The sequence below is a fragment of the Nonomuraea composti genome (genome assembly GCF_012034275.1).
GTDB classification, from domain to species: domain Bacteria; phylum Actinomycetota; class Actinomycetes; order Streptosporangiales; family Streptosporangiaceae; genus Nonomuraea; species Nonomuraea composti.
On sequence record NZ_JAATEP010000081.1, the window covers coordinates 1 to 26,597 of the forward strand.

Below are 26,597 nucleotides of genomic sequence, written 5' to 3' on the forward strand. Positions count from 1 at the left end.
GGGGAGGAGCGCAGGGGGAGGGCCGGAGTGGAGGGGGGAGGGGGCACCGGCCGGGTCCCGTTGCTGACACCCCGAGGGGCGGCCGATGGTGTGTTGCCCGCGGCAGATGTCGAGAGCATCTGTCAGGTCCAGGTCACGCCCCGCACCATGGCTGCTCCTTTCCAGCATGACTACTTGTCACGGCCTGCTCGTAAAAGTGAGCAGGTGTGGTCACTGCCAACGTATCGGTTCCCATCGCACAACGCACACTCCGCAATTATTGTGTTACACATCGTTAGTCAGAGGGGAGACGAGATGGCGGTGACCAGTCACGCATCGATCAAGTCTCGAGACGGTGTGTCAACACTGGCCGACCGCTGGCCGTTGCTAGGGCAACGTCGGCCGCTTGTCGTCTATCTGTGTGCGATCGTCACTCTTGATCTTGCTGCGATCATGACGTTCTCAGCGTCCACCCTCTTCGAGTGGCGGGAGGCGTTGACGTTCGCCGCTCTCATGGGTTGTGGTGCGGTGTGCATCGAGGCGAGCAGGCGGCTGGGCATGCCCGCCGGCGTGTCGCGTGACCTGTTGTCGGCTTGGTGGTTGCCGGTGGCGCTGCTCCTGCCGCCGGTTTATGCCCTATTTGCCCCTATCGTGCTGCAGATCCTGCTCCAGGTGCGGGTGCGGGCGACGGTGGTCTATCGCCGGGTGTTCAGCTCGGCGGCCATCGGGCTGGCGGGGTGCACGGCGTCCTTCGTGTTCCACGGGCTGGTGGCGGATCCGTGGACGCTGTCGCAGGGCGGCGGGTCGCTGATTCTCTTCGCGGTGGCGTCCGCCGTGTTGTTCTCCCTGCTCAACATCGCGCTCATCGCCATCGCCGCCCACACCGCCAACCCTGACAGCGCCTGGCGGGAGGTGCTGTGGGACAGGGAGAGCGTGCTGCTCGACGTCGTCGAGCTCTGCCTGGGCGTCACCGTCTCCATCAGCTGCGGCCTCAACCTGGGCCTGCTGATCCTCGCGCTGCCGCCCGTGGTGCTGCTGCAACGCAGCCTCCTGCACGCGCAGCTCCAGGCCGCCGCCCGTACCGACGCCAAGACCGGGCTGCTCAACGCGGCGGCGTGGCAGCGCGAGGCCGACACCGAGATCGTCCGGGCCCGCCGCACGGGCGACACCCTGGCGCTCCTGATCATCGACATCGACCACTTCAAACGCGTCAACGACGCCCACGGCCACCTCGTCGGCGACCAGGTCCTGGTCGGGGTGGCCTCCATGCTGCGCAGCCAGCTCCGCGACTACGACGTGGTGGGCCGGTTCGGCGGCGAGGAGTTCGTCGTCCTGCTGCCCGGGGCCGACATCGACGAGGCCCGCCAGGTCGCCGAACGCCTGCGCGTCCGCATCGGGCACATGGCCATCCCCGTGGACGACACCCTGGTCCGGGTCACGATCTCGGCGGGGGTGGCGCTGATGAGCGTCCACGGCGACGACCTGATCGACCTGCTGACGGCGGCCGACCTGGCGCTCTACCGCGCCAAGGAGCTGGGCCGGGACCGCGTCTGCATCCCCGCCGTCCAACCCCCGCCCCGCTCCCTCCCCAACGACCCGTCCACCCCGTAACCCCCGCCTCCGCCTCCTTTGGCTCACTCCTGTCCTTACTCCCTTCTCCTGGCTTCCGGTTCCCGGTTCCCGGTTCCCGGTTCTGCGGCGCAGGTTCTTGCGTTGGCTTGGGGCTGCTGCGCGCGCTCTCGCTCCGGCGGGCATGTGCCGCGTCGGCTCTAGTTTCGGCTTGGGTGCTTGCGTCGGCGTGCGGTTGCTGGCGCGCGCTCTCGCTCCGGTTTGTGGCGTTGTGTGGCTCTCGCTTCGGGGTGAGCATGGTGGGGTTGCTCGCGTCTTCGCGGGTGCGGCGTCGGCTCTCGCTCAAGGGACGTGGTCCCCGTGCGTTCCTTCGCCGTTCTGGGAAGGCGGGCCTGGGGGCTCTGGTTCGGGTGTGAGGAGGGAGCGGGGGCCGTACTTCCAAGGGGCCAACGGAGGCGTAGCCGGGGCGGAAGGGTGGCGGTGGGGAGGAGCGGCGGAAGCCTGGGCCGGGAGCCCCTAAGCTAGAGAGCATGCCGGAGTACATCTACACGCTGCAGCGCGTGCGCAAGGCGCACGGCGACAAGGTTGTGCTTGACGACGTCACGTTGTCGTTCCTGCCCGGAGCCAAGATCGGTGTCCTGGGGCCGAACGGCACCGGAAAGTCGACGCTGCTCCGGATGATGGCCGGCCTGGAGCAGCCGTCCAACGGTGAGGCGAGGCTGATGCCGGGCTTCACGGTGGGCATGCTTCAGCAGGAGCCGCCGCTCAACGAGGAGAAGACGGTCCTCGGCAACGTGCAGGAGGGTGTCGCCGAGACGATGGCGATGCTCCAGCGCTACAACGACATCGCCGAGCAGATGGCCACCGACTACAGCGACGAGTTGCTGGAGGAGATGGGCAAGCTGCAGGACCAGCTTGAGCACCGCAACGCGTGGGATCTCGACAGCCAGCTCGAGCAGGCCATGGACGCGCTGCGCTGCCCGCCGCCCGACGCCGAGGTGTCGAAGCTGTCGGGTGGTGAGCGTCGCCGGGTCGCGCTGTGCAAGCTGCTGCTGGAGGCGCCCGACCTGCTGCTGCTCGACGAGCCCACCAACCACCTCGACGCCGAGAGCGTGCAGTGGCTGGAGTCGCACCTGGAGAAGTACGCGGGCACGGTGCTGGCCGTCACCCACGACCGCTACTTCCTCGACAACGTCGCCACCTGGATCCTCGAGCTTGACCGGGGCCGGTGCTACCCGTACGAGGGCAACTACTCCACGTACCTCGACATGAAGGCGCAGCGGCTCAAGGTCGAGGGCCAGAAGGACGCCAAGCGCAAGAAGCGCCTGGAGGAGGAGCTGGAGTGGGTCCGGTCGAACCCGAAGGCCCGCCAGACGAAGAGCAAGGCCCGTCTCCAGCGGTACGAGGAGATGGCCGCCGAGGCCGACAAGTACCGCAAGCTGGACTTCGAGGAGATCCAGATCCCGCCGGGCCCGCGCCTGGGCACCACGGTGATCAAGGCCGAGCAGCTCACCAAGGGCTTCGGCGAGCGCCTGCTCATGGAGAACCTGACGTTCGACCTGCCGCGTAACGGCATCGTCGGCGTCATCGGCCCGAACGGTGTCGGTAAGACCACGCTGTTCCGCATGATCACCGGTGGGGAGACGCCCGACACGGGGTCGATCACGATCGGTGACACCGTGAAGATCTCCTACGCCGACCAGAGCCGGGGCGGCATCGACCCGAGCAAGAACGTCTGGGAGGTCGTCTCCGACGGGCTCGACCACATCAAGGTCGGCAACGTCGAGATGCCGTCGCGGGCGTACATCGCGGCGTTCGGCTTCAAGGGCCCCGACCAGCAGAAGAAGGCCGGCGTGCTGTCGGGCGGCGAGCGCAACCGGCTCAACCTGGCGCTCACGCTCAAGCAGGGCGGCAACGTCCTGCTGCTGGACGAGCCCACCAACGACCTCGACACCGAGACGCTGTCGTCGCTGGAGAACGCGCTGCTCGACTTCCCGGGCTGCGCCGTGATCACCTCGCACGACCGGTGGTTCCTCGACCGCATCGCGACCCACATCCTGGCCTGGGAGGAAGGGTCCAACTGGTTCTGGTTCGAGGGCAACTTCGCCGACTACGAGAAGAACAAGATCGAGCGGCTCGGTGCCGACGCGGCGCGTCCGCACCGGGTGACGTACCGGAAGCTGCACCGCGACTGATCGGCTGAGGAAGCTGCATCGCGACTGATCGGCTGAGGAAGCCGCGCCGCGACTGGTCGGATGGGTTCGAGCGACAACCCATGGATCACGCCCTCACGGGCCTGGTCCATGGGTTTCGTGCATGAAGGCTCCATAGGTGGCCAGGAATCGCACGCAGGAGTGGCGAGAGGCGCTCGGCGCTGACGTCCGGTCGGGGCCGGCTTCCCGATCACCGGCCCCGTCAGCCCCTCGCCGCCGCCGATCAGCTCTCCACGCTCACCGCCGCCGGCGCCGGGACGGGGCGGCGCCGCCACGGCCCGTTGAACATCACGATGGCGGGAACGAACAGCACCAGGCAGCCCAGCGCCACGAACAGCCACGTCTGCCAGTTCGTGGCCTCCACCACGTGCGGGATGACCAGCAGCCCGACCACGGCGATGCCCTTGCTGAGGAACCCGAACAGCCCCCAGGCCGTCCCCTGCAGCCGGGGGTCGGCGTCCTCGGCGTCCTCGGAGTAGTTGGCCATCCAGGGTGCGTAGGCCACGCCGAGTGAGCCGCCGAGCAGCGCGCCGACCACCATGAGGGTGCCGGTGGAGACGCCTTCCTGGCCGAGCGAGACGGCCAGGTACGCGGTGACGATCACGGCCGAGATGGTGCCGCCGAGGCAGAACGGCTTGCGCAGCTGCGTACGGTCGGACACCCGTCCGGTCACGATGAGCGTGATCAGGTTGAGGCTCCAGAAGGCGGCCATGATGGTGGAGGCTTCGGCGCTGCTGATGCCGAGCGCGCCGACCAGCATCGTCTGGCCGAACAGCGACAGCGTGATGTAGAGCACGAGCCACAGGGAGATGCCGACGACGTGTGCCCAGATGTTGCGCCGCATGAACAGGGAGCGGACGCGGGCGGGCTGGGTCAGGTCGACGACGTCGGTGGCGGCGCGCTCGGTGTGCTGGATCCTGGCGCGCAGCTCGGGTGACAGGTCGGCGATGTTGAAGGCGATGACGACCGAGATGACCAGCGAGAAGCAGCCCATGATGACGAACTGGGAGCGCCACGAGTCGTTGAAGATGGGCAGGGTCCAGCCGGCGACGGCGGCGGCGAGGAAGTTGGCGCCGACGGGGCCCCACGTCCAGAAGCCGAATGCCTGGGCGCGGCCGAGGCGCGGGGAGAAGTCGCGGATGAGCGGCGCGGTGCTGGCCATGGCCACGCCGTCGACGAACGCGAGCACGATCCGGGCGATCAGCAGGTCGCGCGGGCTGTGCACGAGTGTCATGGCGAAGCAGCAGACGGCGGTCAGCGCCATGAGGGGGATGAGCAGCCGGACCCGGCCGAGCCGGTCGGTGAGCCGGCCGCCCAGGATGGAGGCGATCGCCCCGGCCACGGCCGCCGCGCCGGACACGGCGCCGTACGTGGTCAGCGTCATGTCGAGGTCTTTGAGCAGCAGGGGGACGACGGGCGCGATCTGCCCTTCGTAGGAGCCGATGAGGATGGCCAGCACGGCCATCGTGAGGATCTTCATGCGGCGGGCGCCGGTCGGGTACTCGTCGAGCTCGCGGGCGTAGGACAGCCTCATGGCTAGCCTTTCTGGTCGGGCTGGACCCCCGTACGTTCTAGAAGCTAGCTCTAGAATTCCTTTCTGCGATGCTGCTCCTCACAGCGAGTGCCCGTCAAGAGTGAGTGGCTAGAATGAAATTCTAGGATTCCGAATGTGTGAGGAGCCCCGCGTGGACCTGGAACTGGACGGGCTGGAAGTGCACTTCGACCACACGGCCGTGGCCGCGCCGCGCATCGCGGACCTGCTGCCCCTCTACCGCGACCTGCTCGGCGGCCGGCACCTGGGCGGCGGCGGCGACAACCGGGTCGCCGGATACCGCACCCTGCAGCTCACCTACGCCAACGGCAACAAGGTGGAGCTCATGGAGCCGCTGGCCGGATCCACGTTCTTCGACAGCTTCTTCGAGCTCACCAGGGGGCGGGGTGGCGTCCACCACCTGAACTTCCACGTCAACGACCTCGACGCGGCCGTGGCCCGGCTGACCGCGCGCGGGTACCGCCTGCACGGGCTCAACCGCTCGGACGTTCGCTGGCAGGAGGTGTTCCTGCACCCGAAGGAGGCGCACGGCGTGCTGATCCAGCTCGCCCAGCCGGGCCCGCGCGATCCGGCCGAGCCGCGCCCGTCCCTGGAGGAGGTGCTGGCCGGACGCGGCAGGAACGGCAACGGCGTCCCGAGCCCGTGACCCCCGGCCTCCCTGAGAGCGGCAGCCTCCCGGGGCGGGCTCTTGAGCCGTAGCAGAATCTAGATCTAGAGTGGGATTCTAGAACTAGGATTGGGGAGGCCGATGAAGCCGGCACCTAAGCCCACGCCCGAGACCCAGCCGTTCTGGGACGGCACCGCGGCGGGCGAGCTCAGGATCCAGCGCTGCGAGCCCTGCGCGCGGCACTACTTCTACCCGCGGCCGCGCTGCCCCCGGTGCGGCGGCGACCAGGTCGAATGGGTACGCGCCAGCGGTCGCGCGACCCTGTACTCCTACGTGATCAACCACCGCCCGGCGCCCGGCTTCGAGGACGACGCCCCGTACGCCATCGCCGTCGTCGAGCTGGAGGAAGGCGTGCGCATGATGACGAACATCGTCGGCGTGCCGAACACCCCGGAGCACCTGGAGCTGGACATGGAGCTGCACGTGGTGTTCGAGCGGCGCGGGGACGTCAGCGTGCCGCTCTTCGAGCCGGTCGGAGGCGCCGCATGACCATCGTGATCGCGGGCGCCGCCGAGACGGACGAGGTGGGCCGCCTCCCCGGCCACTCCACCGTGCAGCTGCACCTGGAGGCCGCCGGGAACGCCCTCGCCGACGCCGGCATGACCATCCACGACATCGACGGCATCGCCACGGTCGGCACGCCCGGCCCGATCCAGATCGCCCACGCCCTCGGCATCACCCCCGCCTGGCTCGACGGCACGGGGGTGGGCGGCTCGTCGTTCCTCTTCCACGTGCGCCACGCCGCCGCCGCGATCAGGGCGGGGCTCTGCAGCACCGTGCTGATCACCCACGGGGAGTCGGGGCGGTCGCGGGTCGGGGCCGGGCGGTTCGGGCTGGGGGCCGACTCGCTGCTGGGGCAGTTCGAGCTGCCGTACGGGGTGGTCGGGCCGCCCACGTCGTTCACGATCACGGCGCTGCGCTACATGAAGGAGACCGGGCTCACGCACGAGCAGCTCGCCGAGGTCGCGGTGGCGCAGCGGCGGTGGGCGCACCTCAACCCGCGCGCCATGTACCAGGACCTCATCACGGTCGAGGACGTGCTCGCCTCGCGCCTGGTCGCCTACCCGTTCCACCTGCTGGAGTGCTGCCTGGTGACGGACGGCGGCGGCGCGCTGATCGTCACCACCGAGGAACGCGCCCGCCGCTCCCCGGTCTACCTGCTGGGCTCCGGCGAGGCCGCGGAGTCCCCGATCGTCTCGCAGATGGAGGACTTCACCACCTCCAAGGGCTTCCGCCTGTCGGGCGAGGCCGCGTTCGCCGAAGCCAAGATCACGCACGAGGACGTCGACCACCTCATGATCTACGACGCCTTCGCCCACGTGCCCATCTACGGCCTGGAGGACCTGGGCTTCGTCGGCAGGGGCGAGGCCGGCGCGTTCATCGCCGAGGGGCACACCTCGCCCGGCGGCCGGCTGCCGCTCAACACCAACGGCGGCGGCCTGTCGTACACGCACACCGGCATGTACGGCATGTTCGCCATCCAGGAGTCGGTGCGCCAGCTGCGCGGCGAGGCGGCGGCGCAGGTGCCGGACGTGGAGGTCAGCGTGGTGCTGGGGAACGGCGGCATGTTCGCCTCGGCGGCCACCCTGGTGCTGGCCAACCGCCTGCCCTGAGGCGATGGCACGGGATGGAACGCCTTCCTCCGGAAAGGGACAACTGACCCACGAGGAGGGATGGGCCATGCCGAAGTTCATGGACGTGCACAGTGGTTTCGTCGGCGTCACCGAGGAGCAGCTGCGCGCCGCGCACGAGCGTGACCTCGCCATCGAGGAGGCGGAAGGGGTGCACTTCGAGCGGGCCTGGCTCGACCCGGAGTCCGGGAAGGTGTTCTGCCTGTCGTCGGGGCCGTCGAAGGAGGCGGTGCTGCGGGTGCACGAGAAGGCCGGGCACCCGACGACGGAGATCTACGAGCTGCCGGTCGAGGTGGAGTAACACCCGCACGAGGAAAGGGCGGCCTCTTCGCTGAGGCCGCCCTTTCCTGAGGCCGCCCCTTCGCTGAGGCCGCCCGTTCCCGAGGTTGTCTAGCGCCAGGTGATGAGCGCGTCGAGAGCCTCGACCCGCGAGCCGCTGACCAGCAGCGGGTTGATCTCCAGGGACTCCAGGCCGTCGCCCAGCGACTCGGCGAACGCGGCGACCCGCGCCACCACGTCCGCCACCGCGTCGAGGTCGGCGGGCTCGCCGCCCCTGACCCCGTTCAGCAGCGCGGCGCCACGCAGCTCCCCGAGCGCCCGGCGGACCTCGGCGGCGTCCACCGGCAGCACCCGCAGCGCCGTGTCGCGCAGCACCTCCACCCAGACGCCGCCCAGCCCCACGGCCAGCGTGAGGCCCCAGGCCGCGTCGCGTACGACGCCGACCAGCAGCTCGATCCCGCCGGTGCGCTGCGGCTGCACGAGCACGCCGGCCAGCGACGGCACCGCCGCGACGATCTCCCGGTAGGCCCGCCGCACCTCCTCGGCGCCGCCGAGCCCGAGCCGGACCCCGCCGACGTCGCTCTTGTGCCCGAGCCCCTCGGCGGCGGCCTTGAGCACGACGGGATAGCCGAACCGCTCGGCCGCGGCCACCGCCGCCTCCTCGTCGCCCGCCAGCTCCGACGGCACCACCGGCAGCCCGGCGGAGGCCAGGAGGGCGGCGGCCCGGTGCTCGGCCCACACCCCGCTCGCCCCCTCGGGGGCCGCGCCGGCGCGGGGGAGCGGAGCGGGCCGGGCCAGCACCCGCTCGCGCTGCTCCGACCAGCGCACGGCCGCCGCGATGGCCTGCAGCCCGTGCTCGATCCCGCCCGCGACGTACGGGAACCCGGTCTCCTCCTGCACTCGCCGCCCGAACTCGGTCACGTCGGTCAGCACGTTGCTGACCACCACGACCGGCACCGGCGAGGCCGCGATCCGCTGCGCGCTGGCCGCGTACATGGCCAGCACGGGAGCCGGATCCGGCGGCGCCACCTTGGGCGGCTCCGACAGCAGCATGATCAGGTCGATCCCCGGGTCGGAGGTCACCGCCTCCAGCGCCCGGCCGAGCAGGGTGCGGTCGATGAGCACGTACCCGGTGACGTCGAGCGGGTTCTGTACGGTGCCGAACGACGGGACGATCTCCGCCAGCTTCGCCACCGTCTCCGGCGCGAACGGCGGCAGCTCCAGCCCCTCGTCCTCGGCCCGGTCGGCGATGATCTCCGAGGCGCCGCCGGACGGGGTGACCACCCCGACCCGCCGCCCCGGCAGCGGCCCGGTGGACGCCAGCAGCCCCGCCGTGATGATCAGGTCCTCCAACGAGCGCACCCTGATCACGCCGAGCTGCCGCAGCGCCGCGTCGATGACGTCGTCATCGCCCACCAGCGCGCCCGTGTGCGCCTGCGCCGTGTGCGAGGCCAGCTTGCTGCGCCCGATCTTGAGCGCCACGATCGGTTTGCCCGCCTCCAGCGCCCGCCGCGCCACCCGGGAGAACTCGGCCGGGTTCCTGATCGTCTCCAGGAACAACGCGATGACCTTGGTGGCCGGATCGTCCACCAGATACTCGATCACGTCGGTGACCGTCATGACCGTCTCGTTGCCCATGGAGGTCAGCAGGCTGATCCCCACGTTCCTGGCCTGCGCGAACCCCAGCACGGAGCTGGCCAGCGCGCCGCTCTGCAACACCACGCCGACCGCGCCGCGCAGCAGCGGCGGCTGGATGGGCAGCCCGTACGGGGTCACGCCGGCGGCGGCGTTGATGTAGCCGTTGCCGTTCGGCCCGAGGATCGTCAGCCCGTGCTCGGCGGCGAAGGCCGTGATCTCCGCCTCCAGCCGCGCCCCCTCCTCCCCGGACTCCCCGAACCCGGCCGTGAGGATCACGTAGCACCGGATCCCCAGCTTGGCGCCCTCCCGCAGCACGCCCAGCACCGCCGCGGTCGGCACCATCACGTACGCGAGGTCCACCCGCTCGGGGATCTCCGTCAGGCTCCGGTACGCGGCCTGGCCGTGCACCACGCCACCCCGCGGATTGACCAGGTGGACGGGCCCGGGGAACCCGTGGGCACGCAGGTTGGCCAGCGTGCTGATCGACCACCCCGACTTGTCCGTGGCCCCGACCAGGGCGATCGAACGCGGATTGAACAGTTCCCCTACCGACATGTACGTCATTCCCCGATGAGGCCGAGCTTGGCGTGACCCTTGATGAGATTGCGGGCGATCGTCCGGCGCTGGATCTCGTCGGTGCCCTCGAAGATGCGCAGCAGCCGCAGCTCGCGGTACCACCGCTCGATCGGCAGCTCCTTCGTGTACCCCATACCCCCGTGGATCTGCAGCACCCGGTCCACGACCTGGTTGGCCATGACGGCGCCGTTCAGCTTGGCGATGGAGGAGGCGTGCCGGGCGTCCATGCCCTCGCCCACCCGCCAGGCCGCGTACAACGTCAGCCACTTCGCCGCCTCGATCTCCACCTGCGAGTCGGCGATCATCCACTGGATGGCCTGGTAGTTGGAGATCGTCTGCCCCATGGACTTGCGGATCTTGGCGTAGTCGATGGCCATCTGCAGCATGCGCTCGGCCGAGCCGATGGCCCGCGCCGGGATCATGTAGCGGCCCTGGCCGATCCACTGCATGGCCAGCTCGAAACCCTTGCCGAGCTCGCCCAGGATGTTCTCCTCCGGCACCCGCACGTCCTCGAACACGAGCGAGGCTGGCCCCCACTGGCCCATCGTCGGGATCGGCTCGGACTTCCAGCCCATGTCACGGTCCACCAGGAAGCAGGTCACGCCGTGCTCCTCGGCCACCGCGAACACCATGACGAAGTCCGCCTCGTTCCCGCCCGTGATGAACGTCTTCTCACCGCTGATCACCCACTCCGAGCCGTCGCGCACCGCTTTGGTACGGATGTTGCGGGCGTCGGAGCCGGCGCCCGGCTCGGTGATCGCGAAGCAGGAACGCCGCTCGCCCTCGATGGTGGGGATCAGGTAGCGCTGCTTCTGCTCCTCGGTGCCGGCGTACAGGATGTTGTCGGCGGTGCCACCGAACGAGAACGGCACGAACGTCCGGCCGAGCTCCATGGCAATGATCGCGGACATGATGGGGCCGAGGGCGGCGCCGCCGTACTCCTCGGGGGTGTTGATCCCCCAGAAGCCGGACTTCCTGGCCTTGGCGCGCAGATCGCGCAGGACGTCGGGGTCGAGCCCCGGGCGGCCCTCGCGCTCGTTGCGCAGGACCTCGGGCTCCAGCGGCATGACCTCCTTCTCGATGAAGGCGCGGACGGTGTCGCGGATCTGGCGTTCCTCCGGGGTGAGCGAGAAGTCCACAGCCGCCTCCCTAGTGCTATTTCTAGAATCACTCTCTAGGAAGACACTCTAACCGCTACGACCCTGTGTCAAGAATCTGATTCTAGAATTTCGGCGGCTAGGATGGCTGGCATGGCACGCAAGTCCTCGTGGGAGTGGAGCCGAACGGCACAAACCCGCAAAAGCATGCTCCAGGCGGCTCGCGAGGTCTTCAGCGAGCACGGCTTCGCCGAGGCCAGCGTCTCCGAGGTCGTCGCCCGCGCCGGCTCCAGCGTCGGCAGCCTCTACCACCACTTCGGCGGCAAGACCGAGCTCTTCCTCGCCCTCTACGAGGACCACCAGGCCGCCCACGAGCAGGCCTCCGCCTCCAGCGTGGCCAAAGCCAGAAAAGCAGGCGTCTCCGACCCCGTGGAGCTGCTCATCGCGGGCGCCCGCGCCTACCTCGCCGGCGCGTGGGAACGCCGCGACCTCGTCCGCCTCTTCATCGACGGTGACGGCCCCCCAGGCTTCGAGCTCATCCGCCGCACGCGCGGACGCGAATGGGTCCGCCAGAACGCCGTCCTGCTCGGCGCCGGGGGAGACCCGCTCGACCGCTTCACCGTCGCGGTCCTGACCAGCATCATCGGGGAGGCTGCGCGAGAGGTGGCCACGTCGGACAGCGAGGAGGAGGCCCGGGAGGTCATCGAAGCCGCCGTCACCCTGATCCACCGCCTCGACCCCCTCAAATCCCTCGACCAACCCTGACCATCGGCCCCGGCTGGCGCGGCGTGCGCCGGGCGCGTGCCTTGGGTGGGGAAGCACGCCGCCCGGACGCTGCGACGGCCCTGCCCACCACCCAGGCGATGCAACGCTCACGTCCACCCCCGGCACCGCGCCCCGCGGCACCGCGCCTCGCCCCGCAGGCGCCGGGCCAGCGGGGCGTGGTGCGGTGGTGTCCGGCGCAATGCGGACGGCGGGGCGCGAGCGTGCGGGGCGCGGGCAGGCGGGGCGCGGGTGGTGGGATGGTGGGGGTGCCTGCCGGAGGGGGAGGGTCAGGTGATGGTGGCCCGGCCTCGGTCGATCACCACCGTCCCGTCATCCTTGGCCGTCCTGAACAGGACGTCCTCCCCGTCCACCCAGATCGAAACGGTCAGCGACTCCCCGGGAAACACGGGGCTGGAGAACCGTCCCGACATGGCCTTGAGCCGTGCGGGATCCGACCCGGCCATGGCGTGCAGCAGGGCCCGCCCCGTCACCCCGTACGTGCACAGCCCGTGCAGGATGGGCCGGTCGAAGCCGGCGCGGGCGGCGAAGGACGGGTCGCTGTGCAGGGGGTTGTAGTCGCCGGACAGCCGGTAGATGAGGGCCTGCTGGGGCAGCGTCGAGTAGGTGACCTTGTGGTCGGGGGCCCGGTCGGGTGGGGACCAGGTGTCGCGGGGGCCGCGGTCGCCGCCGAAGCCGCCTTCGCCCCGGATGAAGACCGAGCTGCGCGAGGAGATGACGAGCTCGCCGGTGTCCAGGTCCACGGCCCGCGACTCCGAGGTGACGAGGGCACCGGAGCCCTTGTCGTAGATGCCGGTCACCCGTGAGGTGGTGCGGACGCCACCGGCGGCGGGCAGTTCGCGGTGCAGCTCGAAGCCCTGTTCGGCGTGGACGAGCATGGCGGGGTCGAAGTCGCCGATGCGCCGGCCGGGTGCCTGGGCGGCGAGGACGGCGAAGGTGGGCAGGACGCGCTGGTCCTTCTCGGTGGTGAACTGCAGCTCGGACGTGCCCGCTCCGACGCCGAGCGCGTACAGCATGGTGTCCTTGGCGGTCCAGGTGCGCTCGTGCGCGGGCCCGTCGACCCCGATGAGTGAGTGGTCGAGTGCCATGGCGGGTCAGTCCTCCCGTCCGGGGATGCGGCCGTTGGTGAGGGCGTTGGGTGCGGCCTTCTCGACGAGGGCGGGGATGACGGCGCCGAGCTCGGCGGGGTCCCATCGGCTGCCCTTGTCGGCTTCGGGGCCGGCGTGCCAGCCTTCGGCGACGCTGATCTTGCCCCCGCGCACGTTGAAGACGCGTCCGGTGATGGAGCGGGCTTCGGCGCTGGCGAGCCAGACGACCAGGGGTGCGATGTCGTCGGGGTCGGCGCCGGTGGCGCCGGCGGGGATGAGGTTCTCGGTCATGCGGGTGAGTGCGGCGGGGGCGATGGCGTTGACGGTGATGCCGTACCGCTCCAGCTCCTTGGCGGCGATGATCGTCAGGCCGGCGATGCCGGCCTTGGCGGCGCCGTAGTTGCCCTGGCCGGGGTTACCGTAGATGCCGGAGGACGAGGTGGTGTTGATGATCCGGGCGTCCACCCGTTCGCCTGCCTTGGCCTGGGCGCGCCAGTAGGCCGCGGCATGGCGCAGCGGGGCGAAGGTGCCGCGCAGGTGCACCCTGATGACGGCGTCCCACTCGTCGGCGGTCATGTTGACGAGCATCCGGTCGCGCAGGATGCCGGCGTTGTTGACCAGCACGTCGAGGCGGCCGAAGTGGTCGATGGCGGCCCTGATGAGGCGTTCGGCCCCGTCGAAGTCGGAGACGTCCTCGCCGTTGACGATGGCCTGGCCGCCCATGGCCTCGATCTCCGCCACCACCTCGGCGGCCGCTCCGGACGAGCCGGTGCCGTCGACCTCCGCGCCCAGGTCGTTGACCACCACCTTGGCTCCTTGCCTGGCGAACTCCAGCGCGTGTCCCCGTCCGATGCCCCTGGCCGCACCCGTGACGATCACCACGCGGCCTTCGACGATCCCGCTCATCCGACACCTCGATCCTTGACCGGCTGACGATTTGAATTGGATTCTAGTATTAAAATCTAGAAAGGACAGGGCCTTTGCTGGCGACGACCACCCCCATCCGCGACGCCTGGCGAACGCTGTCGGTCGTGAGCCTGGCGAGCGTGCTGACCGGTCTCAGCGGCAGCGCCATCAACGTCGCGCTGCCCGAGATCGCGCGGCACACCGGGGCCGGCGCCACGGCGGCGAGCTGGATCCTCCTGGGCTACCAGTTGACCACGACCGTCCTCATGGTGGTGTTCGGCCGGCTGGCAGACCTGTTCGGCAGGCGCAGGATGTACCTGTTAGGGCTGGCCACGTACACGCTGGCAGCCCTGCTCGCGGGCCTGGCGCCGAACGCGTGGGTGATCGTCCTCATGCGGGTGCTGCAGGCCATGGGCGGCGCGATGCTGCTCACCAACAGTGCCGCCCTGATCAGCGACGCCTTCCCGCGCGAGCGGCTGGGGGAGGGGATGGGCGTCTACGTCGCCTCGTTCTCGATCGCCGGGCTGATCGGGCCGACCCTGGGCGGCGTGCTGGCCGAAAGCCTGGGCTGGCGGTGGGTGTTCTGGTTCAACGTCCCGGTCGGCCTGGCCTGCCTGCTCCTGGGGCTGCTCGTGCTCCCCAGGCCGCCCAGGAACGAGCGGCGGGGCGGGCTCGACGGGCCCGGGAACGTCCTGGTGCTGACCACCCTGGGCGGGCTGCTGCTGGCGCTGTCGGAGTTCACCCGGCTCGGCTGGGACCATCCGGTGGTGCTGGGCGGGCTCGCCGCGTTCGTGGCGGGGCTGCCGTTGTTCCTGCTCAGGGAGTCGCGGGCGGCGCATCCGGTGGTGGACCTGAGCCTGTTCAGGGAGCGGGCCTTCGAGTTCGGGACGCTGGCCTCGTTCCTCAACGCCGTCGCCCGCATGGGGATGGTCTTCCTCGTCGCGCTCTACTTCCAGGCCGTGCGCGGGGACGAGCCCGTCCAGGCGGGGCTCAAGGTGCTGCCGCTGGCCGTCGCCGCCATGATCGGCTCGGTGAGCTCGGGCTTCCTGCAACGCCTGATGAGCGCGCGCACGCTGGCCGTGGCCGGCGCGGCGACCACCACGTGCGGGCTGGTCGTCATGCTGTCGGTGATGTCGGCGGACATGCCCTACCCCGCCGTCGCCGCCGGGCTCGTGCTCATCGGGCTCGGCTCGGGCGCGTTCCTGCCGTCCAACACCACCGCCATCCTGGACGGCCTGCCCTCCAACCGGCTCGGCATCGTCAACGCCATGCGCCTCATGCTGCAGAACACCGGCAACGTCGTCGGCACGGGCCTCGTCCTGTCCATCATCACCGCGCCGCTCCCGGCCGAGCTGCACCAGAGCGTGTTCGCCGGCACGCTCGCCCAGCTCTCCGGCGGCGCCGTGGAGCAGCTCGTCACCGGCTACCGCTGGGCCTTCTCCGCCATGGCCGCCATCTCGGTGCTGACCGTGCTGTCCTGCCTGGCCCGCCGCAAGGTCTCCTGACCGGGACGGGTACGGTGGCGGACGTGGTTGAAAGCACCCCGGCCGAACGGCACATCTACCCGCGCACGGTGAGATTCGGCGACATCGACTCCCAGGGGCACGTGAACAACGTGCGCTTCCTCGACTACCTTGAGGACGCCCGCTTCGGCATGCTGAGCATCGATCCGTACGTCGCGGGCGACGAGCCGTTCAAGGGCCTGGTCGTGACCAGGCACGAGATCGACTACCGCCGCCCGCTGGGCTTCCGCGCCCAGCCCGTGCGCGTCGAGACGTGGGTGACGGAGATCAGGGCGGTGCGGTTCACGCTGCAGTACGAGATCCGCGACGACGAGGGGCTGTACGTGACCGCGAAGTCCGTCATGGCGGCCTACGACGTCGAGCGGGCCGCGCCGCGCCGGCTCACCGAGCACGAACGGACCTACCTGAAGCGCTACGCGGCGGGATGAGACGCTGGTGGATGCTGGCGCTGGGCGTCAACGCGCACGCCGGCGTCACCTTGGGGCTGTTCGGCCTGCCCCTGGTCATGCCCGAAATATTGCGACATTTCGATGTTCTGCTGCCGGTGGGCGGGCTCATCGCCAACGCCCCCGCCCTCGGCATCCTCTGCGCCCTCGTCGCCTGGGGCGCCCTGGCCGACCGCTACGGTGAGCGGCTCGTCCTGGGCGCCGGCGTCGGCCTGGCCGCCGTCCTGTTCGCCGCCGCCGCGTTCGTCGAGCGCACCTGGGCGGTGATCGTGCTGCTCGCGCTGGCGGGCGCGGCCGGCTCGGCCGCCATGGTCGGCGGCGGGCGCATCGTGCTGCGCTGGTTCCGGCCGCCCGAGCGCGGCGTCGCCATGGGGCTGCGCCAGGTCTCCTTCACCCTCGGCATGGCCGTGGCCGCCTTCGCGCTGCCGCCCATGGCACGGGCGCACGGCCTGCCGGGCGTGCTCCTGCTCTGCTCCGGCGTGAGCCTGCTGGCCGCCGTGCTGGCCGCGCTCTTCATGGCCGAGCCGCCGCACGGCATCGCGGGGTCCGGCCCGGAGCGGGCCGGCTCGCCGTACCGGCAGCCCGCGCTGTGGCGGGTGCACGCCACCTCCGCCCTGCACGTGGTGCCGCAGGTCGTCGTCAGCACGTACGGCGTGGACTGCCTGGTCAGGGCCTACGGCTGGGACGACGTCGCGGCCGGGAGGCTCTTCGGCGTCGCCGCCATCGGCGGGGCCGTCATCCGCGTCGCGGCCGGCCGCTGGTCGGACCGGACCGGCCTGCGCATGCGGCCCCTGCTGGTGCTCACCGTCTGGAGCATCGTGGTGCTGGCGCTGCTCGTCGCCGGTACGGCCACCGGCACCGGCCTCGGCGTGGCCATGCTCGTGCTCGCCTCGGTGATGACCGTGGCCGGCAACGGGCTCGCCTACCTCGCGGCGGGCGAGCTGGCCGGCCCCGGCTGGGCGGGCAAGGTGCTCGGCACGCACAACACCGTCCAGAACAGCGTCTCCCTGGCCGTCACCCCTCTCGCGGGCGCGCTGATCCTCGCCACCGGCTACTGGGCCGGCTTCGCGGCCGGGCTGGCCTGCGCCGTCGTCTCGCTGCCCGTCATCCCGCTGAGCCAGGAGCGCCGGCGAAGCTCCTGATCATCCCGCTGAGGCGGGAGCGCCGGCGGAGCTCCTGAGCCACACCGCCGCGTCGGGCGGCAGCAGGCCGCGCTTGAGCGGCGCGCTCGACAGCAGCACCTCCTCGTGCTTGGGCAGGCGCACCGGGCGGGTGCCGCAGTTGATCGCGCAGATCAGCGGGCCGCGGGTGAAGAACAGCGCCCCCTCGGGGGACTTCAGCCACTCCAGGGTGTAGGGCAGGCTGTGCACCAGCTCGCGCCGGCAGGCCAGGGCCCGCCGGTAGAACTCCAGCGTCGAGTCCGCGTCCCCCTCCTGCTTCTCGACGCTCAGCTCCGCGAACGACTCCGGCTGCGGCAGCCACGGCTCCACCCCGCCGGGGGAGAAGCCGTGCGAGGGCGGGTCCACCGTCCACGGGATCGGCACCCGGCACCCGTCGCGCCCCGGCAGCTTGCCCTTCGACTGGAAGAACACCGGGTCCTGCCTGGCCTCGTCGGGCAGGTCGGTGACCTCGGGCAGGCCCAGCTCCTCGCCCTGGTAGAGGTAGGCGGAGCCGGGCAGCGCCAGCATCGCCAGCAGCGCGGCCCTGGCCCGGGCCAGCCCCGTGCCGGGGTCGGCCGTGCCGTAGCGGGTGCGGTGGCGTACGACGTCGTGGTTGGACAGCACCCACGTCGCGAACGGCACCGTGGCCAGCGTGTCGTCGATCACCTTCTTGAACGCCGTGGGCGACCACGGGGCCTGCAGCCAGGCGAAGTTGAAGCTCTGGTGCAGCTCGTCGGGCCGCACGTAGAGGGCCAGGTCTTCGGGGCTGTCGGTCCACACCTCGCCCACGGCCATGCGCTGCCCCGGATAGCCGTCCAGCACCCGCCGCCATTCGCGGTAGACGTCGTGCACCTCCGGCTGCCCCCACACCGGCGAGACCGACGAGAACGACTGGTCGCCCACGTCGGGCAGCCCCTCCGCCTTGTACAGGCCCATCGCCACGTCGATGCGAAACCCGTCGACACCCCGGTCCAGCCAGAAGCGCAGGATGTCGAGGAACTCCGCGTGCACCTCGGGATTGCGCCAGTTGAAGTCGGGCTGCCCGGGCGCGAACAGGTGCAGGTAGTACTGCCCGTCGGGCACCCGCGTCCAGGCCGAGCCGCCGAACGTGGACTGCCAGTTGTTGACGGTGTCGCGGAAGATGTACCGCTCGCGCCCCTCGCCGCGCAGCGCCGCCTGGAACCAGGGATGCTCGGAGGAGCTGTGGTTGGGCACGATGTCCACGATCACCCGCAGCTCGTGCTCGTGCGCGTCGGCGACCAGCGCCTCGAAGTCGCGCAGCGAGCCGAACAGCGGATCAACATCGCGGTAGTCCGCCACGTCGTAGCCGCCGTCGGCCATGGGGGAGCGGTAGAACGGGGTCAGCCAGATCGCGTCGACACCCAGCCGCCGCAGGTACGGCAGCCGCTCGCGCACCCCCGCCAGATCGCCGACACCGTCGCCCGAGGCGTCGGCGAAACTGCGGACATAGATCTCGTAGACGACTGCGTCACGCCACCAGGGGATATCCATGTGGCGTGTCATGCCCCGTTATGTGGGCGAGTTCACCAGGCTGTGGGCAGCGTAGACCAGATAGTCCCAAAGCCTGGTCTCCAGCTCGTCGGGCAGGTCGAGCGAATCGACCGCGTCACGCATGTGCCGCAGCCACGCGTCGCGCTCCGCCTCGCCGATCACGAACGGCATGTGCCGCATGCGCAACCGGGGATGGCCGCGCTGCTGGCTGTAGGTGTTGGGGCCGCCCCAGTACTGGATCAGGAAGCCCCGCAGCCGCTCCTCGGCGCCCGACAGGTCGGACTCCGGATAGAGCGGCAGCAGGATCGGGTCTTCGGCGACCCCCTCGTAGAAACGGTGCACGAGGCGCCGGAAGGTCTCCTCGCCCCCGACGGCGTCGTAAAAGGAGGTCTCTGTCACGTTTCCTAGCTTAGGCGGTGGCGACCATGGGGATGCCCGCAGTGTCGAGCGCCGTCTTGACCCTGAGCCTGAGCTCACGCGCCACCTCCGCCTGCGCCGACGGCAGCGTCTTGGCCGAGATGCGGAACACCAGCGAGCTGTCGGAGAGCTGCTCCACCCCGAACACCTGCGGCGGCTCCACGATCTTCGACTCGCGCAGCTCGGGGTCGGCCCAGATCTCCTCGGCGACGTGCTCCAGCAGCACCTTCACGCCGACCACGTCGGCGTCGTAGGCCACCGGCACGTCCATGAACGCGCGCGACCAGCCCTGCGACTCGTTGCCGACCCGGGTGATCGTGCCGTTGCGCACGTACCAGACCCGGCCGTCGGCATCGCGCAGCCGGGTGACGCGCAGGGTGACCGCCTCGACCGTGCCCACGGCGGGGCCCGCGTCGATCACGTCGCCCACGCCGTACTGGTCCTCCAGCAGCATGAACATGCCCGCGATGAAGTCCTTCACCAGCTCCTGCGCGCCGAAGCCGATCGCGACGCCCAGGATGCCGACGCTGGTCAGCAGCGGCGCGATGGGGATCGTCAGCCTGTCGAGGACGGTCAGCACCGCCGTGCCCAGGATGACGACGGAGGCGACGTGCTTGAGCACCGACCCCATCGTCTCGGCCCGCTGCTTGCGCCGCTCGTGCAGCAACGCGTCGATGCCGTCGGTCGCGGCCCCCTTGCGGAACCGGCTGGTGATGGAGCCACCCGTGGCCGCGCGATTGACCACCCGCGTGATGACCCGGTGCGCGACGTTGCGAAGCACGAACGCGAACAGGACGATCAGGACCACGACGACGGCGCTCGAGACCAGCGGTGCCCACCACGCGTTGCTCAACATCCCGGCAAGCGTAGAGCAAACCGGATCGTTTTGGCAGGTCACAGCCACGTCTGAGATCACCTTGTCGGGGTCGGGCAGAACCGAGGTCGAGGTCGACGAAGGTTGTGGCGACGGCGTCACCAGCAGTAACACTATGGTGGATCCCCCTCCGGAAGCGGTTCGGTCAGCAACTTGGACCGTTTCGATCCAAAAATACCGCTGACCGAACCGCCCGCCGTCACATCACGCCGGGGAAGACGGGGTCGCCTGCTCTCTGGGCCGCGGAGGGAGAGAGCCTGCGCTCCGATGACGGACGGCTCGGGACGGGACACGCACCCGGAAGCGCGCCCCATGCCGGTTCCGGGAGGGATCCCCCGAACACCCGCCCGGCTGACCCGGGCGGGCGGACCGTGGACGCGGCGCGGTGCCGCCGCGTGAGGCGCAGGTGAGCGGGCCGGAACCGGCGGAGTGACCAGGGCTCCGACGTGCGGGAGACCCTCCGCACCGGCCACTCCGCCGGCTCCCAGGAGCCGCCGTGGGTTGCGGTGAGCCGCGGTGGCTGCGCTCCACCCGGTTCACCGGGTCGTCACTCCCCCACGGCGGCGAGTACGCGGGCGACCTTCGTCGCGGCACCGGCCGGGTCGTCGGCGGTGTGCATCCGCTCGCCCCAGGACCAGCAGTACCACCAGTCGCGCATGTCGGAGACGGCTGCCGACCGGCAGGTGACGTTCTCGGACAGGCTCGTCGCGCTCGGGTTGATGACCCGTACGAACGTGCGTCCGTTCTGGGTCCGGACCACTCGTGCGAGCAGCCCGCGTGCGTCCAGTTCAGCTACGAGACGCTCCAGGTGCTCGAAGTTGTCGTCCCCCACCGTTCGTTCCTCCCTCAGGAATCGTTGCTGGTGGGCCAAAGATGGCTCAAGTCAAGGGTTCGCGCAACGAGGGGATCCGCTCACAGGGAGTCGCTTCTCCCTCGTGGGAGGTAAGAAGCAGTCCCGGGGAGGATGTTCCTTAACCGTAGGTTGGTTGAAGGCGTTCCCATCCACTCGGCATTGCTTCATAGTCATGGGTAGGCGCAGGGCAACTTGAGGGCTACGCTGAGTCACCAGTTGCGGACCGGTCGAGACATGCGTGAGAGGGGCCGGGATGTCCGGCAGACAGCACAGAGAGACGGAGATCGCCCGGCGGATCAGGGCCAAGGGCCTGGCCGCCGGGCGCACGTCGGCTCAGATCGCTGATGAGATCCACGAAGCGTGCGCGGCGGGGTTCGGCACGAGCCGCATCAAGGCTCATCGGCTGGCCCACGGCATCGCTCTGGCCGACGTCATCGAGCAGGTGCGAGCCCTGTTCGAGCGCGACAACAAGGCGATGCCCGGCATCGGCGAGACGCTCCTGTCGGCGTACGAGAGCGGGCTGAAACGCCCGGGGCCCGAATACCTGCACTACCTGTGCACGGTCTACCGGGTCGAGCCGGCGGCCCTGGGTTACGACCCGCCCTGCATCTGTGGTCACGGCCACCGGATGCCGGGGGTGGTGGCCGCGGCGGAGGCCAAGGAGCGCCCGCAGCGCCCGCAGGAGCGCGAGCTCGTGCTCCGGCCGGTGGAGACGGACCCGGAGGACGAAGAGGATGAGAACATCCTCCGCCGCACCCTTTTAAACTCCCTTCAGGCCGACGCCAACCTGACCGACCTGGAGGGGCCGGTGCTGGGGGCGTGCGAGAGCATCCGGCGCCGGATGGACGAGACGCTGGTCTCCTCCACCGTGTCGGCCGCGATGCTCGACCAGTGGGAGGAGTCCACGGTCAGCTTCGGCCGCCAGTACACGACCACGGCGCCGCTGCGGCTGCTGTGCGACGTGCTGCTGGAGCTGAGTGCCGTGCGTACGGCGATGTCGCAGCGCCAGCCGATCGACCTCCAGGAGCGCCTGTGCAGGATGGCGGCCCAGCTGTCCGGGCTGGCCGGCATGATCATGATCAACCTGGGTGACCAGCGGCTGGCCCGGTCGTTCTTCCGCACCGGCCGCACCGCCGCCGACGAGACCGGCGACCGCGCGCTGCGGGCGTGGATCGGGGCCCGCGAGTCGCTCGTGCCCCTCTACTTCGGCGACGCCCGCGAGGCGCTCACCCTGGCCAAGAAGAGCCGCGACATGGCGGGCTCGACGCCGTGCCCGGCCCAGGCCATGGCGCCGGTCGTCGAGGCCAGGGCGCTGGCCATGATGTCGAACGGCGAGAGCAAGAAGGAGATCGTCGACCAGGCCAAGCGGGCGCTCGCGCGGGCGAGGAACGCCTTCACCCATCTGCGCCCCGAGGATCAGGAGGACGTCGCTTTCGGGTACACCGAGAAGCAGCTCTACTTCTACCAGGGCGACGTGCTCACCAAGCTCGGTCAGACGATCGAGGCGGAGGTCGTGCTCGACCAGGCGCTGGAGAAATACGAGGACCACATCCTCGACCAGACGCTGATCAGGCTCGACCAGGCCCAGTGCCGGCTGATCGACGGAGACGTGCAGGAGGCGGTGGCCATCGCCACGAAGGCACTCAATCTGGTCAGCGACGAGTATCTGACCGACCTCATCGTGCGGCCCGCGCTGGCGCTCGAACGGGCGATCATCTCGCGGGACGCCACCGTTCCAGGACTGGACGGCTTCTCGGCCGCCCTCAGGCGGACGAAGCAACCCGAGTTGAAAGGGGGCGATGGATGAAGCTGACGATCAGACGCTATCGGTGGTCGGATCTCGACACCATTCTCGCACTCCACCGGATCTGCCTCGCCGAGGTGGGCCTGGTGCCCGGTGACGGCGTCTACTACGACGACGACTTCCCCCGCATCCAGGAGATCTACCTGGGCTGCGGCGGCGACTTCCTCGTCGGGGAGACCGGCTCACGGGTCGTGGCCATGGGCGGGCTGAAACCCGTCGACACCGGCACGGCTGAGGTCTGCCGGTTGAGGGTGCACCCCGAGTTCCAGCGCCGCGGCTTCGGCGCGGCCATGCTCATCGCGCTCGAACGGCGGGCGGTGGAGCTCGGCTTCCACAGCGTCAGAGGTGACACCACGCTCAACCAGGAAGCGGCGCTGGCGCTGTACGAGCGTCAGGGCTGGCGCGAGCTGTGCAGGGAGCAGGTGGGCGGCCTGGTGGTCGTCTACGGCGAGAAACGCCTGGTCCCCCCCGCAGTACTGGAGCTTTAGAACGCGCATCGCCACACGGCCCCAACCATCCCCCTCCTGGGGCCGCGACTCCCGTCTTCCCCGGTGACCTGTCCCGGGCCCGCTCGGCGTGACGAGACCGCCGAGCCCCTGCCGTCACGTTGGGTGACCATCTCCGGTCGCCGGCCCCGACGTCTTTCGCCTCATTTCCTATGCGAGATATGTCGCAGGCGCCGTAAAGTGGCGTCGCCGGATAAGGATGTACGAACCCGCGGGTGAGGGTCTTACCACTGAGGTGTAAGCAAGCCTCACCGGCTGCTCCCTGTACATCCAAGGCTGCGAATAGTAGTGCCATGCTTTTACCATGGCAGTCGTGGCCGCTCCCCGCCCCCTTCGGGGAGCCGTGCTTCTGGTGTTCGTCAGCGCCGCCTGGGGGTCGGCCTTCCCGCTGATGAAAGATCTCATCCACCGGTTACCGGTGGAGGACCTGCTCGCCGAGCGTTACCTGCTGGCCGCGCTGACGCTGTTCCTCATCAGGCCCGGCTGCCTGCGGGGGCTGTCGCGCGACACGTGGATCAACGGGGGCCTGCTCGGGCTGATGTTCGGGGCCGGGCAGGTGGGCCAGGCCATGGCGCTCGGCAGCCTGCCGTCCGCGGTGTCCGGCTTCGCCGTCGGGTGCAGCGTGGTGATCACGCCGATCCTGTCGCTGATGCTCTTCAAGGAGCCGGTACGCCGGCGCGTCTGGGCCGGCGTGGCGTGCGCGCTGGCGGGCATGGCCGTCTTCACCCTGGTGCGCGGGGTGGAGGAGCACCGGATCTCGCTGCTCGCCCTCGGCGTCACGCTCGCCGCCGCCGCGCTCTACTCCGGCCACACCCTGCTGCTGGGGCGGCTGTCGGAGCGTCCCGCCGGCTTTCCCGCCTACGCGCTGACGGTCATCCAGCTCTTCACCATCGGGGTGCTCACGGGCTGCTTCGCCGTACGTGACGGGATCTCCCTGCCGGTCGGGCTGCCCGACTGGGGCATCCTGCTGCACCTGTCGGTGATCTCGTGCGCGCTCGGCTTCCTGGCCCGCTCCCACGCCCAGGCCCACCTGCCGGCGGTGCCCAGCCAGATCCTCATGTCGTCCCAGCCCCTGTGGGTGGCCGCGATCGCGGTGATCTGGTTCCACGAGCGGCTCGGGTGGGGCATGGTCCTCGGCGGCCTGCTGATGGCCGGGGCGATGCTGCTCGCGCTGCCCTCCCGTGCGCAGGCGCGGGGAACAGAGCGCCGCCGGCTGCTGTCCGTCGCCCGCCGGGCGGCCCAGGTGCTCGCCAGCCAGCGGATCAAGCGTGAGGATCCGCTGCACCTGCAGAGAGGGGTGGCGCCGTACATCGCCAAGAGCGCCTGCACGGACTCCTCCGCCTGCCCGTGGCAGACCCGCTCGCTCAAGGGCGGCGCGGAGCCGAGCCTGGAGCGCCTGATCGAGCGGGCCACCCGCATCGTCCGAGCGAACGGCCCGCAAGGGCCCGGCTGCTGCCAGTCGGTCACGCTGCTCGGCAGGTGCCTGTGCGACTTGATGGAGGAATCGGATCAGACGCATACCACAGGATTGCACCGTTGGTTTCGGTCCTCCTAGGTTAGACATTCCCCACAAAAGGCAACTGCTTTTTATCCATCGTCTTCCCACTTATTCGCGATAAACCTTGATATTCGGTGGGGTGACCCAATAATGGGTGTTTCAACCCCAAGTGGAGAGGCATGTCATGAAGCGCATCGTCGTCCGCAAGCCTGGAACGGCAAGGCTCGCAGGGACCTCCAGCGTCATTCACAAGGGGTGACTGAGGAGAGGTCCCACCTCAGGGTCCAGGGCGAACCACCCGCCCGATGGGGGGCCGTGCGGCTGCTGGCGCCGTTGATCGACGCTCATCGGCGGCCGCGCGGCCCCTACACCTTCGCCGCCGCGCTCCTGCGGCACCTGGCGCCCTCGGCCCTGCGGCAGGCCCCTGAGCTGGTGGCCGCCCACCACATCGAGATCCTGGCGGCCGCTCCCGAGCTGGCCGATCTCTTACCCGCCGCGCCGCTCACGGGCGGCGAGGACCTGACCGACGAAGAGCGCATCCTCGTGCCCGCGCCCCGCCGCACGCTGCGGCTGGCCAACGGGCTCGCGGAGTTCGTCCGCGACGCCGTGCCACCCGGCCGCGCCATCGCCGTGTGCAACGCCGACGCCGCCGACCCCACCGACACCGAACTCCTGGACGTCATGATCCGGCGGATCCCGCCCGCCACCCTGACGATCATGGTGTACGCCGGCGGCCCCGAGCCGCCCCCCGACACCCGCGACACCGCCGAGCTGTGGCACCTCGTCGACCGCTGCACCCGGGAAGGGTTCCTGCACGCCGTCGCCGAGCTGGGGGAGCAGGGCATGGGAGCCACGCCGCCGGGCGGCACCAGCTGGTGGCGCTTCGCCCAGCGCACCGCCACCGCGCTCGGCGGCCTCGGCCGCACCGACGAGGCCCGCGCCATCTGGGACCGCGTGCGCCTGGTCAGCCAGGACCCCGCCATGCACGCCGCCGCCGCGTACGGCACCGCCATGCTCGACGCCCGCCACCCCGACCCCGCCCGCCGCGACCTGACTCGCGCCAGGGCCTGGATCAACGAGGCCATCGCCATCTCCACCATCCTGCCCGACCCCGCCGAGCGGGCCTTCAAGCTCGGCTTCGACCGCAACGGCCTCGCCCTCATCGAGCTGCGGCAGGGCCGGCTCGACGCCGCCCTCACGCTGGTGGAGTCGGCCATCGAGCTGGCGGGCGAGCTGGGGGAGCGCCACCGCCAGCACCGGATGGTGCTCCTCGCCAACCGGGCCCAGCTCCTCGCCGCTTTCGGACGTACGAAGGAGGCGCTGGAGGACTACGGGGCGGCGATCGCCCTCGACCCCGCCTTCCCCGACCAATACCTGGAACGCGGCAACCTGCTGTTCAAGCTGGGCCGCCACGAGGAGGCCGGCGCCGACTTCGAGCAGGCCATGCGCCTTGGGCCGCCGCTGCCCGAGGCCCACTACAACCGGGCCGAGCTGTACGCCGTGCGGGAGCAGACCGAGGCGGCGCTGGCCGACCTCGGCCGCGTGCTCGACCTCGACCCCGCCTACCTCGACGCCTACGTCAACCGGGCCGGGCTGCTGGCCGGCTGCGAACGCGACGAGGAGGCCAGGGCCGACGTGGAGGCCGGGCTCAGGCTCGCGCCCGGGAACCCGTACCTGCTGACGGTCCTGGGCCAGCTCGAAACGGCGGCAGGCCACCACGCCGAGGCCGAGGCGGCGCTGGAGCAGGCCATGGAGCGGGCACCCGGCCTGGTCGCGGTATGGGCCAGCCGGGGCGCACTCCGGTACGCCACGGGCGACCTGGAGGGCGCGGTGGACGACCTGACGCACGCCATCGAGCTCCACCCGCAACCCGACCTGTACACCAACCGCGCGATCGCCCTACGGGCCCTGGGCCGCCACGCCGAGGCCGAGGCCGACGACCACCGGGCGGCCAAGGCAGCGGATGGCAGCATAGGCATATGACGGGGCAGTCGGAGCGAACGGGGCAAACGGAGCCGACAGCGCG

General features: G+C 70.4%; 23 protein-coding genes. 14 read left to right on the top strand and 9 right to left on the bottom strand.

Annotated elements, in window-relative coordinates; all coding sequences use genetic code 11:
* Positions 1–432 precede the first annotated feature (432 nt).
* Both HCN51_RS53165 and ettA read left to right on the top strand, forming a co-directional pair.
* Positions 433–1,590 carry a GGDEF domain-containing protein gene (locus tag HCN51_RS53165; RefSeq protein ID WP_240974178.1) on the top strand — a complete coding sequence of 386 codons (1,158 nt, stop codon included), beginning with the start codon at positions 433–435 and terminating at the stop codon, positions 1,588–1,590.
* Positions 1,591–2,078: 488 nt separating this feature from the next.
* Positions 2,079–3,743, top strand: coding sequence for an energy-dependent translational throttle protein EttA (gene ettA / locus HCN51_RS53170; protein ID WP_080046077.1), 1,665 nt, complete (start codon positions 2,079–2,081; stop codon positions 3,741–3,743).
* A 241-nt stretch (positions 3,744–3,984) separates the two neighbouring features.
* On the opposite strand, the gene HCN51_RS53175 is transcribed toward ettA, so the two are convergent.
* Complete coding sequence (locus tag HCN51_RS53175; RefSeq protein ID WP_168021422.1) at positions 3,985–5,295, bottom strand: MFS transporter; 1,311 nt, start codon at positions 5,293–5,295, stop codon at positions 3,985–3,987.
* A gap of 151 nt (positions 5,296–5,446) precedes the next feature.
* On the opposite strand from HCN51_RS53175, the gene HCN51_RS53180 reads away from it, so the two are divergent.
* From HCN51_RS53180 to HCN51_RS53195, 4 genes are all read left to right on the top strand, one after another.
* Complete coding sequence (locus HCN51_RS53180) at positions 5,447–5,959, top strand: VOC family protein (RefSeq protein ID WP_168021424.1); 513 nt, start codon at positions 5,447–5,449, stop codon at positions 5,957–5,959.
* Between the two features lie 102 nt (positions 5,960–6,061).
* Positions 6,062–6,469 (top strand): Zn-ribbon domain-containing OB-fold protein, encoded by a 408-nt coding sequence (locus HCN51_RS53185; protein WP_168021426.1) that lies wholly within the window; start codon positions 6,062–6,064, stop codon positions 6,467–6,469.
* Positions 6,466–7,593 (top strand): thiolase C-terminal domain-containing protein, encoded by a 1,128-nt coding sequence (locus HCN51_RS53190; RefSeq protein WP_168021428.1) that lies wholly within the window; start codon positions 6,466–6,468, stop codon positions 7,591–7,593. The genes HCN51_RS53185 and HCN51_RS53190 overlap by 4 nt, the downstream gene beginning before the upstream one ends.
* A gap of 67 nt (positions 7,594–7,660) precedes the next feature.
* The gene (locus tag HCN51_RS53195; RefSeq protein ID WP_080046082.1) at positions 7,661–7,912 is read left to right on the top strand and encodes an SCO4226 family nickel-binding protein; all 252 of its coding nucleotides are present in this window, start codon (positions 7,661–7,663) and stop codon (positions 7,910–7,912) included.
* Between the two features lie 89 nt (positions 7,913–8,001).
* On the opposite strand, the gene HCN51_RS53200 is transcribed toward HCN51_RS53195, so the two are convergent.
* The gene (locus HCN51_RS53200; protein WP_168021430.1) at positions 8,002–10,083 is read right to left on the bottom strand and encodes an acetate--CoA ligase family protein; all 2,082 of its coding nucleotides are present in this window, start codon (positions 10,081–10,083) and stop codon (positions 8,002–8,004) included.
* Positions 10,084–10,088: 5 nt separating this feature from the next.
* Positions 10,089–11,243 carry an acyl-CoA dehydrogenase family protein gene (locus tag HCN51_RS53205; protein ID WP_168021432.1) on the bottom strand — a complete coding sequence of 385 codons (1,155 nt, stop codon included), beginning with the start codon at positions 11,241–11,243 and terminating at the stop codon, positions 10,089–10,091.
* A 111-nt stretch (positions 11,244–11,354) separates the two neighbouring features.
* Between HCN51_RS53205 and HCN51_RS53210 the strand changes: the two genes are divergently transcribed.
* Positions 11,355–11,966, top strand: a complete 612-nt coding sequence (locus HCN51_RS53210; RefSeq protein ID WP_080046084.1) for a TetR/AcrR family transcriptional regulator — start codon at positions 11,355–11,357, stop codon at positions 11,964–11,966.
* Between the two features lie 287 nt (positions 11,967–12,253).
* Here the strand turns inward: HCN51_RS53210 and HCN51_RS53215 are convergent, their stop codons facing one another.
* The gene (locus HCN51_RS53215) at positions 12,254–13,072 is read right to left on the bottom strand and encodes a MaoC/PaaZ C-terminal domain-containing protein (protein WP_168021434.1); all 819 of its coding nucleotides are present in this window, start codon (positions 13,070–13,072) and stop codon (positions 12,254–12,256) included.
* A 6-nt stretch (positions 13,073–13,078) separates the two neighbouring features.
* Complete coding sequence (locus HCN51_RS53220; protein ID WP_168021444.1) at positions 13,079–13,978, bottom strand: SDR family oxidoreductase; 900 nt, start codon at positions 13,976–13,978, stop codon at positions 13,079–13,081.
* A gap of 74 nt (positions 13,979–14,052) precedes the next feature.
* Here HCN51_RS53220 and HCN51_RS53225 point away from each other — a divergent pair, with 74 nt between their 5' ends.
* Genes HCN51_RS53225 through HCN51_RS53235 form a run of 3 tightly spaced genes read left to right on the top strand, consistent with a single transcriptional unit; the run spans position 14,053 to position 17,089 of the window.
* Complete coding sequence (locus HCN51_RS53225; protein WP_168021446.1) at positions 14,053–15,483, top strand: MFS transporter; 1,431 nt, start codon at positions 14,053–14,055, stop codon at positions 15,481–15,483.
* 23 nt (positions 15,484–15,506) lie between these two features.
* On the top strand, positions 15,507–15,929 hold the full coding sequence (locus HCN51_RS53230; protein ID WP_230465880.1) for an acyl-CoA thioesterase: 423 nt from the start codon (positions 15,507–15,509) through the stop codon (positions 15,927–15,929).
* On the top strand, positions 15,926–17,089 hold the full coding sequence (locus HCN51_RS53235) for an MFS transporter (RefSeq protein ID WP_168021448.1): 1,164 nt from the start codon (positions 15,926–15,928) through the stop codon (positions 17,087–17,089). The genes HCN51_RS53230 and HCN51_RS53235 overlap by 4 nt, the downstream gene beginning before the upstream one ends.
* Here HCN51_RS53235 and HCN51_RS53240 read toward each other — a convergent pair whose 3' ends face one another.
* From HCN51_RS53240 to HCN51_RS53255, 4 genes are all read right to left on the bottom strand, one after another.
* Positions 17,090–18,619: a glycoside hydrolase family 13 protein gene (locus HCN51_RS53240; protein WP_168021450.1), complete on the bottom strand. Its 1,530-nt coding sequence runs from the start codon at positions 18,617–18,619 to the stop codon at positions 17,090–17,092.
* Positions 18,620–18,637: 18 nt separating this feature from the next.
* The gene (locus HCN51_RS53245; RefSeq protein ID WP_080046090.1) at positions 18,638–19,018 is read right to left on the bottom strand and encodes a globin; all 381 of its coding nucleotides are present in this window, start codon (positions 19,016–19,018) and stop codon (positions 18,638–18,640) included.
* Between the two features lie 10 nt (positions 19,019–19,028).
* Positions 19,029–19,892 (bottom strand): mechanosensitive ion channel family protein, encoded by an 864-nt coding sequence (locus HCN51_RS53250; protein ID WP_240974179.1) that lies wholly within the window; start codon positions 19,890–19,892, stop codon positions 19,029–19,031.
* A 565-nt stretch (positions 19,893–20,457) separates the two neighbouring features.
* Complete coding sequence (locus tag HCN51_RS53255; protein ID WP_168021454.1) at positions 20,458–20,742, bottom strand: hypothetical protein; 285 nt, start codon at positions 20,740–20,742, stop codon at positions 20,458–20,460.
* A gap of 274 nt (positions 20,743–21,016) precedes the next feature.
* Here HCN51_RS53255 and HCN51_RS53260 point away from each other — a divergent pair, with 274 nt between their 5' ends.
* The 4 genes from HCN51_RS53260 to HCN51_RS53275 all read left to right on the top strand — a co-directional run bounded on the left by HCN51_RS53260 (position 21,017) and on the right by HCN51_RS53275 (position 26,554).
* Entirely contained in the window at positions 21,017–22,570 is a 1,554-nt protein-coding gene (locus HCN51_RS53260; protein WP_168021456.1) for a helix-turn-helix transcriptional regulator, read from the top strand.
* Positions 22,567–23,055: a GNAT family N-acetyltransferase gene (locus HCN51_RS53265; RefSeq protein WP_168021458.1), complete on the top strand. Its 489-nt coding sequence runs from the start codon at positions 22,567–22,569 to the stop codon at positions 23,053–23,055. The genes HCN51_RS53260 and HCN51_RS53265 overlap by 4 nt, the downstream gene beginning before the upstream one ends.
* Positions 23,056–23,416: 361 nt before the next feature.
* Positions 23,417–24,628: an EamA family transporter gene (locus tag HCN51_RS53270; RefSeq protein ID WP_168021460.1), complete on the top strand. Its 1,212-nt coding sequence runs from the start codon at positions 23,417–23,419 to the stop codon at positions 24,626–24,628.
* A 198-nt stretch (positions 24,629–24,826) separates the two neighbouring features.
* The gene (locus HCN51_RS53275; RefSeq protein WP_346434141.1) at positions 24,827–26,554 is read left to right on the top strand and encodes a tetratricopeptide repeat protein; all 1,728 of its coding nucleotides are present in this window, start codon (positions 24,827–24,829) and stop codon (positions 26,552–26,554) included.
* Positions 26,555–26,597: the final 43 nt, after the last annotated feature.

Excerpts from the sequence above, each read along its gene's own strand:
- HCN51_RS53260 (WP_168021456.1), top strand. The coding sequence starts at position 21,017 with ATGTCCGGCAGACAGCACAGAGAGACGGAGATCGCCCGGCGGATCAGG.
- HCN51_RS53165 (WP_240974178.1), top strand. The coding sequence starts at position 433 with ATGACGTTCTCAGCGTCCACCCTCTTCGAGTGGCGGGAGGCGTTGACG.
- HCN51_RS53215 (WP_168021434.1), bottom strand. The coding sequence starts at position 13,072 with ATGGCACTCGACCACTCACTCATCGGGGTCGACGGGCCCGCGCACGAG.
- HCN51_RS53250 (WP_240974179.1), bottom strand. The coding sequence starts at position 19,892 with ATGTTGAGCAACGCGTGGTGGGCACCGCTGGTCTCGAGCGCCGTCGTC.
- ettA (WP_080046077.1), top strand. The coding sequence starts at position 2,079 with ATGCCGGAGTACATCTACACGCTGCAGCGCGTGCGCAAGGCGCACGGC.
- HCN51_RS53235 (WP_168021448.1), top strand. The coding sequence starts at position 15,926 with ATGAGACGCTGGTGGATGCTGGCGCTGGGCGTCAACGCGCACGCCGGC.
- HCN51_RS53200 (WP_168021430.1), bottom strand. The coding sequence starts at position 10,083 with ATGTCGGTAGGGGAACTGTTCAATCCGCGTTCGATCGCCCTGGTCGGG.
- HCN51_RS53220 (WP_168021444.1), bottom strand. The coding sequence starts at position 13,978 with ATGAGCGGGATCGTCGAAGGCCGCGTGGTGATCGTCACGGGTGCGGCC.
- HCN51_RS53190 (WP_168021428.1), top strand. The coding sequence starts at position 6,466 with ATGACCATCGTGATCGCGGGCGCCGCCGAGACGGACGAGGTGGGCCGC.
- HCN51_RS53265 (WP_168021458.1), top strand. The coding sequence starts at position 22,567 with ATGAAGCTGACGATCAGACGCTATCGGTGGTCGGATCTCGACACCATT.
- HCN51_RS53195 (WP_080046082.1), top strand. The coding sequence starts at position 7,661 with ATGCCGAAGTTCATGGACGTGCACAGTGGTTTCGTCGGCGTCACCGAG.
- HCN51_RS53240 (WP_168021450.1), bottom strand. The coding sequence starts at position 18,619 with ATGGATATCCCCTGGTGGCGTGACGCAGTCGTCTACGAGATCTATGTC.
- HCN51_RS53175 (WP_168021422.1), bottom strand. The coding sequence starts at position 5,295 with ATGAGGCTGTCCTACGCCCGCGAGCTCGACGAGTACCCGACCGGCGCC.
- HCN51_RS53185 (WP_168021426.1), top strand. The coding sequence starts at position 6,062 with ATGAAGCCGGCACCTAAGCCCACGCCCGAGACCCAGCCGTTCTGGGAC.
- HCN51_RS53210 (WP_080046084.1), top strand. The coding sequence starts at position 11,355 with ATGGCACGCAAGTCCTCGTGGGAGTGGAGCCGAACGGCACAAACCCGC.